Below are 12,138 nucleotides of genomic sequence, written 5' to 3'. Positions count from 1 at the left end.
AGGGCGGGCGGGGTCATGGCCGGCATCGGGGGAAGCGCGGCCGGGACGGGAGCAGGGACGGCCGCGGAACTCGCCGCGCCGGACAGCGGCGCGGCCACCGATGCGGTGACGAGCGCGGACAGCAGGGCGCGGCGCGGGCGGTGCCTGCGCGGGCGGGACGCCATGGGCGAAATGTCCTTCCGTACCTGGAGCCGGTCGTGGTCCGGGTACCGAAGTTATTGATCACGCCCGCTGGCCCACCTCACGCTGGGGAGTGCACTTCTCGCGTGGCTCCGCGGTACTACGGGTAGGGGGCGCCTGTCAGTCGACGGCGGGCAGGTCGGGGTCGTCGTAGTCGGCGTCGCCGTCTTCGGCGCGCCGCTGCTTGATGTCCTCCGCCCACGCGCGGGCGAACGCGCGGACGCCGCCTGCCCGCCCCGGCTCCAGGCCGCACCTCTCGAACGCCTCGTCGGGCATCAGCTCGGCGAACTCCAGCCGCATGGCCAGCTCGGCCATGGAGAAGTCGTCGGTGTACGGCCTGGCCAGGGATTCGAGGTCGCGGAACGAGCGCAGCCCGGCCGCGGCGGCCACGGCGGCCAGGTCACCGGCCAGGCCGCGATCGTGCAGCGCGCGCATCGCCATGCCGAGCGCGTCGTCCAGGTCGAGCAGCCGCCGCCCGTCCCGCGTGATCGGCGGCCGTTGGAGCGCCTCGCGGTGCAGGGCGACCTCGCGGCACTCCCCCGTCACCGGCTCCGTGACGGCGAGGCGTGCCACCCGCGGCGTGACCTCGGCGACCGACGCTTCCAGGCCCTCCTCCCGCAGGTCACGCACCACGCCCGCCGCCGCCTCCGCCACGTCCGCCGGGACCACCGGGGCCCGGGGCGTGTCGGTGACGAAGTCGATGCCCTCACCGGGACGTTCGGTGAGCCCGTGGGCCGCCAGGGCGTGGCCGCCCGCGAGCACCAGCCCGTGGCGCTCGGCGACGGGAAGCACGGCGGAGAGCAGCGGCGACATGTCTCAAGTATGCCGACGGCCACGCCGCGTGGACGGCAGGTCGTGCCGCCCCGAGAGGAACTCCTGGAAGGCGATCTTGGCCGTGATCACCGGCCGCCGCCACCGCTCCTCCCGGTGGATGGCCTTGGCCATCTTGCGCGGCGACCGCCCGGCGAAGAACCAGTGGGCCCACGGGGAGCCCGGCCGCGCCAGCCGGATCGCGCCGACGACCAGCAGCACCGGCACGAACAGCCCGACCATGCCCGTCCAGATCTTGCCCTTGAGCAGCGTGACGACAGCCAGCAGCAGGTTGGCCACGATCAGCGCGGCCGGGCTGACCGGGGTGCCGTAGTCCCAGGTCAGCGGGCGGAACCCGATGAGCAGCAGGCCCGTGACGGCGACCGCGATGAACACCGCGTCGACGGAGGTGCGCCCCTCCTCCTCCCAGTAGACGTCGTGCAGGTGCAGGATCAGCGCGAACTCGTCGAGCACCAGCGCCGAGCCGACCCCGAAGACGGAGGCCGCGACGGCGTAGCCCGCCTGGGACGCGGACGACACGATTAACCCGGTGACGCCGCCGACGAGCATGAGGACCACGCCGAAGACCACGTGGTGGATGTGCATCTCGCCCACGCTGACGTTGCGGAACCAGCCGACCTTGGCCCTGATCAGCCGGACGTTGACGCGGGTGGCGATGAAGGCTCCGATGAGCGCGACGAAGTAGCAGAACAGCGGCAGCCGTCCCGTCGCGATGATGCTCTGCTCGAACCAGTTCGCCATGACCTCAGAACTCGATGGTACGAGCCCCGCCGAGTGGTCAGGCGGCGGACAGGGCCTCACGGGCCAGCGACTCGACTCGCGCGTGCAGCGTGCCGAGGTAGGTCTCCTCCTCGGGCTTCATGAGCACGCTGCGCAGCACCCTCGTGCCGTCCGCGTCGGCGATCACGTGCGGCGCGCGGCGGGCCATCTCGTCGGCGCTCACCCGCAGCACGCTGAGGAACACCGGGTCGGCGGGGTCGCGCATGCCCTCCTCCATGACGCGCCGCGCCGCCGCGTCCACGGCGCTCAGGGTGGGCTCGGCGGGGTAGCAGGCGACGATGTCGAGCTCCGGGCGCTGGTAGAGCTCCAGCACCCGCGACGATTCGATCAGCTCGGCCCAGCGGACCGCCGCCCGCCGCCCGGCCGCGAGGACCCGGCCCAGCCCTTCTGGGGTGGGCGGCAGCAGCTCGAAGGTGAGCCAGAGCGCCGCTGCGGCGGCTCCGGCGCGCGAGCACTCCAGGCTGATCTCACCCAGGTGGAGCTCGTCGGAGGTGAAGTAGGTGTAAGGCGAGTCGTGCACGTAGAACCGGCCGGCGGCGGGGTCGCGGAAGAGGACCGCGCCGCACCCGTACGGCTGGAGGCCGTGCTTGTGCGGGTCCACCACGATCGAGTCGGCCTCCGCGACGGCCCGCCACGGAAGCGGGTCGATCGGCTCGGGGCTGCCCTCGGCGGCCAGCAGGGTGAAGAAGCCGCCGTAGGCCGCGTCCACGTGCACCCGCGCGCCGTGTCGGCGGGCCAGCGGGACGATCTCGTGCACCTGGTCGACCGCGCCCAGCCCGGTGGTGCCGGTGGTGGCCACGACCGTGCCGATCTCGCCGGTGCTCAGCTGGTCGGCCAGCGCGTCCAGGTCCATCCGCCCGGCGCCGTCGGCGGGGACCGGCCTGCCCTCCATGCCGAGCAGGCCGCACATCCGGGCGTGCGTGTAGTGGCTCGCGGCGCTGAACGCCACGGCCTTGCCCGGGTGGGTCTCCCTGGCGACGAAGAGCGCCTCCAGGTTGGCGATCGTGCCGCTGCTGGTGAGATGGCCCAGGTGCTCCCGGTATCCGAACATGGTCGCCAGGCGGGAGACGAGCTCCTTCTCCATGTCCGCGGTGGCGGGCCCGCCGTCGAGGGCGTGGTTGTTCGGGTTGATCTGCATGGCGGCGACGTAGCCGACGATGGCGGCCGGGTGCGGCGGCTTGAGCATCTGCCCGGCGTAGCGTGGATGGAAGAAGGGGTAGTTGTCGCGCAGCCGCCCGGCGAGGCGGCCGAGCGCCTCACCCACCCGTTCGTCGCTCACCTGGAGGGAAGGGTGCACGTCGAAGGCGCCGTACTCCCTCTTCCACCGCTCGATCGAGGAGACCGCCTCGCCCAGCCAGCGCGCCAAGTCCATCTCAGGCCTCCCCATCTCGTTTGAATCCAAACTATAAGGAGGGCGCGGCGGCTCGCAAGCCGTCACCGGCGTCCGAGGCCGTACGGCGTCTAGGAGTTATGCCAGGAACCCGCGCAGGAGCGCGGCCGTGCCCGCCAGGTGTTCGGCGACCGCGCGGCGGGCGGCGTCCGGGTCTCCCGCCAGGATGGCCGCGACGATCGCCCGGTGCTGGGTGGCGGTGTGGTCGAGGTTCACATGCAGCATCGGGATCGCGTTCAGCAGGTCGCTGACGCGCAGGCGGGCGTCCGCGCAGGCCGCGGCCAGCAGCGGGGAGCCGGTGAGCTCGGCGATGGACAGGTGGAAGGCCGTGTCGAGGCGCCGGTAGTCCTCGATCCTGGCCTCGTCCAGGTCCACCAGCCGGCCGCGGAGCAGCGCCCGCTGATCGGCCGTGAGGTCGGCGGCGGCCAGCACCCCGGCCGCGCCGCACTCCACGGCCATCCGGAAGGTCAGCGCGTCGGCCAGGTCGGCCGCGCCCATGTCGGCCGCGATCTTGCGCACCCGCCCGGCGCCCGGCGCGGGCGGCTTGTAGATGACGAACGCGCCGCCGTAGCGGCCCCGCCGCACGTCCAGGAAGCCCGAGTCCTGCAGGGCGCGGATGGCCTCGCGCAGGGTGACCCGGCTGATGCCGAGCCGTGCGGCGAGCTCGCGTTCGGGCGGGAGCTTCTCCCCCGGCGCCACGACGCCCAGCTTGATCACCTGGAGGAGGCGCTCGACCGTCTCCTCGAAGGCGTTGCCGGCTCGCACCGGCCGCAGCACGGTCAACTCGCCCATGGTCGCTCCGGGGCGCGCGCTGTCGCCCCTCGTCACCTCGCCAGGCCGCGCTGACTCGTCCACGTCGTCCTCGGGGTCAGGCCATCGGTCCGCCGACGGCCTCGGTCCGCCAATGGCCTGACCCTAGCCCAATCAGGCGCATGCCCAGGTCACGCCAGTTCGGACTCGGCGCGCTCGATGGCCTCGAACTCCTCCTCCGGCGCGTTCGCGACCAGGCGGTGCCGGCTGTAGAACCAGAAGTACGCCAGCGCGGCCACGAAGATGCCCGCCACCCAGAGCGCGGCGACGAGGTCGACCAGGAAGACCGCGACGACCGCGGCCAGCGCGAGCACCAGCGCGATGCCGGTGGTGACCACGCCGCCCGGCGTGCGGTACGGGCGCTCCATGCCCGGCTCGCGCCTGCGGAGCACGATGTGCGACAGCATCATCAGCACGTACGAGATCGTCGCGCCGAAGACCGCGATCTGGATCATCAGGTTGCCCGCCTCGGTGACCGCCGCGAGCAGGAAGCCCACCGTGCCGGGGACGATCAGCGCCAGGTACGGCGTGCGCCGCTTGCCCGTGACCGACATCCAGCGCGGCAGGTACCCGGCGCGGGACAGGGCGAAGAGCTGCCGCGAGTAGGCGTAGATGATCGAGAAGAAGCTGGCGATGAGCCCGGCCAGGCCCACGTAGTTGACGAAGTCGCCCAGGAAGTTGTCGCCGCCGTAGGCGATCCTGACCGCCTCGGGCAGCGGGCTGTCGCTGCCGGCCATGGCCTTCGAGCCACCGCCCCCGGGGGCCAGCAGCAGCATGAACGCCGCCGTCACCAGCAGGACCACCATGCCGGCGATGATGCCCTTGGGCATGTCGCGCTTGGGGTCGCGGGCCTCCTCAGCGGCCAGCGGCACGCCCTCGATCGCCAGGAAGAACCAGATGGCGTACACGATCGCGGCCCAGACGCCGAAGGCGCCGAACGGCAGGAACGTGCTGGCCCCGGGCGCGTCGGTCGGCACGATGTCGAACAGCCGGGACGGGTCGAACTTCGGGATCATGCCGACCGTGAAGGCGATCAGCGCCACCATCGCGATGCCGGTGATCACGAACATCACCTTGAGCGCCTCGCCGACACCCCACAGGTGCAGGCCGACGAAGATCACGTATGCGGCCAGGTAGACCGGCCAGCCGCTGGTGAGCCCGAACAGGCCGAGCGCCTCGACGTAGCCGCCGATGAAGACGGCGATGGCAGCGGGCGCCACGGCGTACTCGATCAGGATGGCCACTCCGGTGGCGAACCCGCCGAGCGGCCCGAGGGCGCGCCGGGCGAAGCCGTAGCCCGCTCCGGTGACGGGAATGCTCGCCGACATCTCGGCAAGTCCCAGCACCATGCAGGTGTACATGATCGCCATCAGCACGGTGGCGATGAGCAGGCCCCCCCAACCACCCTGCTCCAGGCCGAAGTTCCAGCCCGCGAAGTCGCCGGAGATGACGTACGCCACTCCCAGCCCGGCGAGCAGCACCCACCCGGCGGCGCCCTGCTGGAGCTTGCGCTTCTCCAGATAGTCGGATGAGACCTTCTCGTAGTCGACCCCATGGACGTGTCGTTTGCTGTCCACCGCGTTGCCACCTCCGGGCAAGGGCCGACCGCAGCCATTGGACCATTCCAATGGGCTACGGTCGGACCATAACTCTTTGGCGGCGATGCTTCGCCCCCGGCGACCGCACGTCAAGTCCGCAAATGTGACAATCGGGTTAAAAGCATCCTGCGGTGTGGCCCCATTGACAGCAGCCGCCGACGGTGCTTGCATGCCTCCAATGGTCTGATTCCAGACTTTTTCGAGGGAAGAGGCGTCCGTGGGCCTGTCAGTCGAGGAACTCCGCTCCGAAATCCAGGCCGGCACGATCGACACGGTCCTGCTGGCGATCACCGACATGCAGGGCAGGCTGCAGGGCAAGCGCCTGTCGGCCCGCTACTTCCTCGACGAGGTGCTCCACCACGGCTCCGAGGGCTGCAACTACCTGCTCGCCGTGGACGTCGACATGAACACCGTCGCGGGGTACGCGATGTCGTCATGGGAGCGCGGCTACGGCGACTTCGTGATGAAGCCTGACCTGTCCACCCTGCGCCGGGTGCCGTGGCAGGAGGGCACGGCCATGCTGCTGGCCGACCTGACCTGGGAGAACGGCGACGACGTGACCGCCTCGCCGCGGCAGATCCTGCGCCGCCAGCTCGCCCGGCTGGCCGAGCGCGGGCTGACCGCGTACGTGGGCACGGAGCTGGAGTTCGTGGTCTACGACGACAGCTACGAGGACGCCTGGAAGCGCGGCTACCGCGACCTGACGCCCGCCAACCTCTACAACGTCGACTACTCCCTGCTCGGCACCGCCCGCATCGAGCCCCTCCTGCGCCGGATCCGGCGCGACATGGAGGGCGCCGGGCTGTACGTCGAGTCGGCCAAGGGCGAGTGCAACCTGGGCCAGCACGAGATCGCCTTCCGCTACGACGAGGCGCTGACGACCTGCGACAACCACGTCATCTACAAGAACGGCGCCAAGGAGATCGCGGCCCAGGAGGGCAGGTCGATCACCTTCATGGCCAAGCCCAACCAGCGCGAGGGCAACTCCTGCCACATCCACATCTCGCTGCGGAGCCTGGACGGCGAGCCGGTCATGGCCGGTTCGGGACCGCACGGCCTGTCGGAGCTGGGCGCCCGGTTCATCGCCGGGCAGCTCGCCCGCATGCGCGAGCTCACGCTCATGTACGCGCCCAACGTCAACTCCTACAAGCGCTACATCCCCGGCAGCTTCGCGCCGACCGCGGTCAAGTGGGGCGTCGACAACCGCACCTGCTCGCTGCGCCTGGTGGGCCACGGCCATTCCCTGCGGATCGAGAACCGGGTGCCGGGCGGCGACGTCAATCCCTACCTCGCGGTGTCGGCGCTGGTCGCGGCCGGGCTGCACGGCATCGACGAGGAGCTCGCGCTGGAGGGGCCGTACGAGGGCAACGCCTACGCGTCGGACGCCGAGACCGTGCCGCACACGCTGCGCGACGCGCTGGAGCTGTTCGAGCGGTCGAAGCTGGCGCGCGACACGTTCGGTGAGGACGTGGTGGACCACTATGCGAACAACGCCCGGGTGGAGCTGGCCGCGTTCGACGCGGCGGTGACGGACTGGGAGATGTTCCGTGGCTTCGAGCGAATGTGACGGAAGAGCATGAAGATCATTAATCCGGCGACGGAAGGGGTCCTCGCCGAAGTGGAGCCGGCCGACGCCGCCGAGGCCGACCGGGCGGTGGAACGTGCCAGGCAGGCCTTCCCGGCCTGGCGCGAGGTGTCGCCCGGCGACCGGGCGCGGCTGCTGCGCAGGTTCGCGGACCTGGTGGACGAGCACGGCGAGGAGCTCGCCCGGCTCGAGACCGCCAACGCCGGTCACCCGATCGGCAACGCCCGCTGGGAGGCGGGCAGCGTGCGCGACGTGCTCCACTTCTACGCGGGGGCGCCCGAGCGCAACCACGGCAAGCAGATCCCGGTGCCCGGCGGCGTGGACATCACCTTCCAGGAACCCCTGGGCGTCGTGGGCGTCATCGTGCCGTGGAACTTCCCGATGCTGATCACGAGCTGGGGCGTCGCCCCGGCGCTCGCCGCGGGCAACACGGTCATCGTCAAGCCCGCCGAGTGGACTCCGCTGACCGCGCTGAGGCTGGCCGAGCTGGCCCTGGCGGCGGGCCTCCCCGAGGGGGTGCTCCAGGTTCTCACTGGGGCAGGGGAGGTCGCGGGCGCCCGGCTGGTCGAGCATCCGGACGTGGCCAAGATCGTGTTCACCGGTTCGACCGAGGTGGGCAAGCTGATCGCGGCCAAGGCCGCGGCGCGGGTCAAGCGGATCACGCTGGAGCTCGGCGGCAAGTCCGCGAACATCGTCTTCGCCGACTCGGACCTGGAGAAGGCGGCGCGGACCGCCCCCTACGCCGTCTTCGACAACTCCGGGCAGGACTGCTGCGCCCGGTCCCGGCTGCTCGTCCAGGCCGAGGTCTACGACGAGTTCCTCGAACGGCTCTCGCGGGCCGTGCTCGACGTCAAGGTCGGCGACCCGCTCGACGAGGCCACCGAGATGGGCCCGCTGGTCAGCGCCGAGCACCTCGAACGGGTGCGGAGCTTCGTCGACGACGCCCCCTACCTGCAGGGCGCCTGCCCGTCCGGCAAGGGCTACTGGTTCCCGCCGACGGTGCTGACCTCCAAGGTCACCGACCGCGCGTTCACCGAGGAGATCTTCGGTCCCGTCGTGTCCGTGGTGCCGTTCGCGGACGAGGCGGAGGCCGTGCGGATCGCCAACGACACCCGCTACGGCCTGAGCGGCTCCATCTGGACCCGCGACGTCGGCCGGGCGCTGCGGGTCGCCCGGGCGGTCGAGGCCGGCGCCCTGTCGGTCAACTCGCACTCGTCGGTGCGCTACTGGACGCCGTTCGGCGGCTTCAAGGAGTCGGGCCTCGGCCGGGAGCTCGGCCCCGACGCCCTCGCGTCCTTCACCGAGACCAAGAACGTCTTCATCTCAGCGGAGTGAGAAGCATGCAGCGTTTGCAGGACCGCGTCGCCGTCATCACCGGCGCGGGGAGCGGCATCGGCCTGGCCACGGCCCGCCGGTTCGCCGAGGAGGGCGCCCACGTGGTGTGCGCGGACGTCGACGACGAGGCGGGCGCCAAGGCCGCGGCCGAGGTCGGCGGCCTCTACGTCAAGGCCGACGTGACCAGCGAGACCGACGTCGCGCGGATGTATCGGCTGGCGTTCGACGCCTACGGCAGCGTGGACATCGCGTTCAACAACGCCGGCATCTCGCCGCCCGACGACGACTCGATCCTCGACACCGGCATCGAGGCGTGGCGCCGGGTCCAGGAGGTGAACCTGACGAGCGTCTACCTGTGCTGCAAGCACGCCATCCCGTACATGCGGCGGCAGGGCAAGGGCTCGATCATCAACACGGCGTCGTTCGTGGCCGTGATGGGGTCGGCGACCTCGCAGATCTCCTACACCGCGTCCAAGGGCGGCGTGCTGGCCATGTCGCGCGAGCTGGGCGTCCAGTTCGCCCGCGAGGGGATCAGGGTCAACGCCCTGTGCCCCGGGCCGGTCAACACGCCGCTGCTGCGGGAGCTGTTCGCCAAGGACCCGGAGCGGGCGCAGCGCCGCCTGGTCCACGCGCCGATGGGCCGCTTCGCGGAGGCCACGGAGATCGCCGCCGCCGTGGCGTTCCTGGCCAGCGACGACTCGTCGTTCATCACGGGCTCGGAGTTCCTGGTGGACGGGGGCATCTCCGGCGCGTACGTGACGCCTGTCTAGCTCTGGAGCGAACGTGAAACGTCCCGTCATCGGCATCACCACCTACGTCGAGCCCGCCCGGTTCACCGTGTGGGACGCGACCGTCGCGCTCCTGCCGTACACGTACGTGGAGCAGGTGGAGCGGGCGGGCGGCCAGCCCGTGCTCCTGCCGCCCGCCGGCGAGCCGGCCGGGGTGGTGGGGCGCCTGGACGGGCTCATCCTGGCCGGCGGGGGCGACATCGACCCAGGCCGGTACGGCGAGGAGCGGCACGAGCGCACCGGCTACGTCAGGACGTTCCGCGACACGGCCGAGTCCGACCTGCTGTCGGCCGCGCTGGAGGCGGAGCTGCCCTTTCTGGGCATCTGCCGAGGGCTCCAGGTGCTGAACGTGACGCTCGGCGGCACCCTGCACCAGCACCTGCCCGACCTGGTCGGGCACACCGAGCACGCTCCGGCCCCGGGCCGGTTCGGCCATCTCGGAGTGCGCGCCGCGCCCGGGTCGCGGGTGGCCGAGGCGCTGGGCACCGAACAGGTGGTCGAGGTGCCCCACTACCACCACCAGGGCATCGACCGGCTCGCCCCCGGCCTCACCGTGACGGCCGTGGCGGAGGACGGCGCCGTCGAGGCGGCGGAGCTGGACTCCGGCTTCTTCGCCATGGGCGTCCAGTGGCATCCGGAGGCGGCCACGGACTGCGCGCTGTTCGAGGCGCTGGTCGCCGCCTGCTGACACCCCCCGCGCCGGCCCCGCCTGGACCGTGCGCGACAACACCCCCCTCACGGCACTAGGCTTGTCCGCATCACCGGCGACACCGTGCGGGAGAGCGCCCTGGCAGCCATCCAGAGCCCCTGAAGGAGCAAGCCCTCCCCGCGAACCTCTCAAGGCAAAGGACCGCACGGCTTAGGTGACCTCTGGAAAGCAGGCTTGCGGGCCTCGCCGAAGGTGAAAGTCCGGCAAAACCCGGGCGAAGCTCTCAGGCATCCATGACAGAGGGGGAGGATGCTGGCATCCGACCCTGCCCAGAGGTGCGATTCATGTCACGACCCACACCGCTGCGAGACGTCCACGAGAGCCTCGGCGCCACGCTCACCGACTTCGCCGGCTGGCTGATGCCGTTGCGTTACGGCAGCGAGTCCGCCGAGCACAACGCCGTCCGGCAGGCCGCCGGGTTGTTCGACCTCTCCCACATGGGCGAGATCTTCGTGACCGGGCCGCAGGCGGCCGAGGCGCTGGACTACGCGCTGGTGGGGCACCTGTCGGCGCTGACGCGGGGCCGCGCCCGATATACCATGATCGTCGATGAGCGCGGCGGAGTGCTCGACGACCTCATCGTCTACCGGCTCGGTGACGAGGAGTTCATGGTCGTGGCCAACGCCTCCAACTACGAGAAGGTGGCGAGCGAGCTGACGGACCGCGCCCGTGCGTACGACGCGGTCGTGGACGACCGGTCCGAGCAGTACGCGCTCATCGCCGTGCAGGGGCCGCGCGCCCAGGAGATCCTCGCCAGCCTCACCGACGCCGACCTGCCCGCCCTCAAGTACTACGCGGGCACGCCCGGCCTGGTCGACGGGCGGCGGGCGCTGATCGCGCGCACCGGCTACACCGGTGAGGACGGCTTCGAGCTGTTCGTGGCGGGCCAGGACGCGGTGCCGCTCTGGCACGCCCTGACCAAGGCCGGCGAGCCGTACGGGCTGCTCCCGGCGGGGCTGTCCAGCCGTGACACCCTCCGCCTGGAGGCGGGCATGCCGCTGTACGGCAACGAGCTCGGCAGCCACCTGACCCCGTTCGACGCTGGGCTCGGCAGGGTGGTGAAATTCGACAAGCCCGGCGACTTCGTCGGCAGGTCGGCGCTGGAGGCGGTCAAGGACACGCCGCCGCGGCGCCGGCTCGTCGGCCTGGTCGCGCGGGGCCGCCGGGTCCCCCGCCACGGGTACCCGGTCACCAAGGACGGCGCCGTCGTCGGCGAGGTCACCAGCGGAGCCCCGTCCCAGACCCTGGGCAGGCCCATCGCCATGGCCTACGTGGACAGCGGCGCCGATGAAGGTCTGGCCGTGGACATCCGGGGCAGCCATGAACCAATGGACCTTGTAGAGCTGCCCTTCTACAGGAGGAACAAGTGAGCGACATCCCTGACGAGCTGAGCTACACCAAGGAACACGAGTGGGTGGCCGGCCTCGACGACGGCATCACCGCCACGGTGGGCATCACCGCGTTCGCCGCGGAGGCCCTCGGCGACGTGGTCTACGTGCAGCTTCCCGAGGCGGGCTCGACCGTCGAAGCCGGTGACTCCGTCGGCGAGGTGGAGTCGACCAAGTCGGTGAGCGAGATCTACGCGCCGGTCGGCGGCGAGGTCGTGGAGGTCAACCAGGCCGTCGTGGACGACCCGTCGCTGGTCAACAACGACCCCTACGGTGAGGGCTGGATGTTCCGCGTGCGCGTCGAGGGCGACCCGGAGGACCTGCTGTCGGCCGAAGAGTACACCGCGCTCACCTCGGGCGACTCCTGACCCAACCGCCGGGGCCCGCCGGGCCCCGGCCCTGCTGAAGGGCGCACATCAATGGCGATCAGCGTCTTCGATCTGTTCAAGGTCGGCATCGGCCCGTCCAGCTCCCACACCGGCGGGCCGATGGCCGCCGCGCACCGCTTCGCCCGCGGCCTGCGCGACGACGGCCTGCTCCAACGCACCGCCCGCGTCCAGGCCATCCTGTACGGCTCGCTCGGCCTGACCGGCAAGGGCCACGGCAGCGACAAGGCCGTCCTGCTCGGCCTGTCCGGCGACAAACCCGAAACCGTCGACGTCGAGGACATCGAACCCCGCCTGGCCCGGATGCGCGCCGACGGCACCCTGACCCTGTTCGGCAGCCACCCCATCCCCTTCGTCA

General features: G+C 71.3%; 12 protein-coding genes and 2 riboswitches. Of the genes, 7 read left to right on the top strand and 5 right to left on the bottom strand.

Features of this window, described 5'->3' with window-relative positions:
* Positions 1-300: 300 nt before the first annotated feature.
* The 5 genes from DQW85_RS00105 to eat form a co-directional block, all read right to left on the bottom strand.
* On the bottom strand, positions 301-993 hold the full coding sequence (locus DQW85_RS00105) for a hypothetical protein (protein ID WP_113698453.1): 693 nt from the start codon (positions 991-993) through the stop codon (positions 301-303).
* Positions 994-996: 3 nt separating this feature from the next.
* Positions 997-1,752 carry a hypothetical protein gene (locus tag DQW85_RS00100; protein ID WP_113698452.1) on the bottom strand — a complete coding sequence of 252 codons (756 nt, stop codon included), beginning with the start codon at positions 1,750-1,752 and terminating at the stop codon, positions 997-999.
* A 37-nt stretch (positions 1,753-1,789) separates the two neighbouring features.
* Positions 1,790-3,163 carry a pyridoxal phosphate-dependent decarboxylase family protein gene (locus tag DQW85_RS00095; RefSeq protein ID WP_113698451.1) on the bottom strand — a complete coding sequence of 458 codons (1,374 nt, stop codon included), beginning with the start codon at positions 3,161-3,163 and terminating at the stop codon, positions 1,790-1,792.
* A 96-nt stretch (positions 3,164-3,259) separates the two neighbouring features.
* Entirely contained in the window at positions 3,260-3,973 is a 714-nt protein-coding gene (locus tag DQW85_RS00090) for a FadR/GntR family transcriptional regulator (protein WP_113698450.1), read from the bottom strand.
* A gap of 149 nt (positions 3,974-4,122) precedes the next feature.
* Positions 4,123-5,568 carry an ethanolamine permease gene (gene eat / locus DQW85_RS00085; protein WP_240196820.1) on the bottom strand — a complete coding sequence of 482 codons (1,446 nt, stop codon included), beginning with the start codon at positions 5,566-5,568 and terminating at the stop codon, positions 4,123-4,125.
* A gap of 244 nt (positions 5,569-5,812) precedes the next feature.
* Here eat and DQW85_RS00080 point away from each other — a divergent pair, with 244 nt between their 5' ends.
* The 7 genes from DQW85_RS00080 to DQW85_RS00050 form a co-directional block, all read left to right on the top strand.
* Positions 5,813-7,156: a glutamine synthetase family protein gene (locus DQW85_RS00080; RefSeq protein WP_113698454.1), complete on the top strand. Its 1,344-nt coding sequence runs from the start codon at positions 5,813-5,815 to the stop codon at positions 7,154-7,156.
* 9 nt (positions 7,157-7,165) lie between these two features.
* A complete protein-coding gene (locus tag DQW85_RS00075) occupies positions 7,166-8,509 on the top strand; it encodes an aldehyde dehydrogenase family protein (protein WP_113698448.1) in 1,344 nt (447 codons plus the stop codon).
* Between the two features lie 5 nt (positions 8,510-8,514).
* Complete coding sequence (locus tag DQW85_RS00070) at positions 8,515-9,279, top strand: 3-oxoacyl-ACP reductase (RefSeq protein WP_113698447.1); 765 nt, start codon at positions 8,515-8,517, stop codon at positions 9,277-9,279.
* Between the two features lie 13 nt (positions 9,280-9,292).
* Complete coding sequence (locus tag DQW85_RS00065) at positions 9,293-9,985, top strand: gamma-glutamyl-gamma-aminobutyrate hydrolase family protein (RefSeq protein WP_205314747.1); 693 nt, start codon at positions 9,293-9,295, stop codon at positions 9,983-9,985.
* A gap of 77 nt (positions 9,986-10,062) precedes the next feature.
* Positions 10,063-10,160, top strand: a riboswitch (glycine riboswitch).
* Positions 10,161-10,256: riboswitch (glycine riboswitch) on the top strand.
* A 34-nt stretch (positions 10,257-10,290) separates the two neighbouring features.
* Positions 10,291-11,376, top strand: coding sequence for a glycine cleavage system aminomethyltransferase GcvT (gene gcvT, locus DQW85_RS00060; RefSeq protein WP_113698445.1), 1,086 nt, complete (start codon positions 10,291-10,293; stop codon positions 11,374-11,376).
* Complete coding sequence (gene gcvH / locus DQW85_RS00055; protein ID WP_113698444.1) at positions 11,373-11,762, top strand: glycine cleavage system protein GcvH; 390 nt, start codon at positions 11,373-11,375, stop codon at positions 11,760-11,762. Before gcvT ends, gcvH begins: the two co-directional genes overlap by 4 nt.
* A gap of 51 nt (positions 11,763-11,813) precedes the next feature.
* Positions 11,814-12,138, top strand: a 325-nt coding sequence (locus DQW85_RS00050; RefSeq protein ID WP_275888148.1) for a serine dehydratase beta chain, incomplete at its 3' end; no start/stop codon positions are given.

Source organism: Nonomuraea lactucae, from assembly GCF_003313395.1.
Classification (GTDB): Bacteria; Actinomycetota; Actinomycetes; order Streptosporangiales; family Streptosporangiaceae; genus Nonomuraea; species Nonomuraea lactucae.
Note: the sequence above shows the minus strand (reverse complement) of the source record. Positions and strands in the feature narration are given on the sequence as shown.

What these genes read in the sequence shown, in the direction of transcription:
- DQW85_RS00070 (WP_113698447.1), top strand. Translation starts at nt 8,515, where the DNA reads ATGCAGCGTTTGCAGGACCGCGTCGCCGTCATCACCGGCGCGGGGAGC.
- DQW85_RS00075 (WP_113698448.1), top strand. Translation starts at nt 7,166, where the DNA reads ATGAAGATCATTAATCCGGCGACGGAAGGGGTCCTCGCCGAAGTGGAG.
- DQW85_RS00105 (WP_113698453.1), bottom strand. Translation starts at nt 993, where the DNA reads ATGTCGCCGCTGCTCTCCGCCGTGCTTCCCGTCGCCGAGCGCCACGGG.
- DQW85_RS00090 (WP_113698450.1), bottom strand. Translation starts at nt 3,973, where the DNA reads ATGGGCGAGTTGACCGTGCTGCGGCCGGTGCGAGCCGGCAACGCCTTC.
- gcvT (WP_113698445.1), top strand. Translation starts at nt 10,291, where the DNA reads ATGTCACGACCCACACCGCTGCGAGACGTCCACGAGAGCCTCGGCGCC.
- DQW85_RS00095 (WP_113698451.1), bottom strand. Translation starts at nt 3,163, where the DNA reads ATGGACTTGGCGCGCTGGCTGGGCGAGGCGGTCTCCTCGATCGAGCGG.
- DQW85_RS00100 (WP_113698452.1), bottom strand. Translation starts at nt 1,752, where the DNA reads ATGGCGAACTGGTTCGAGCAGAGCATCATCGCGACGGGACGGCTGCCG.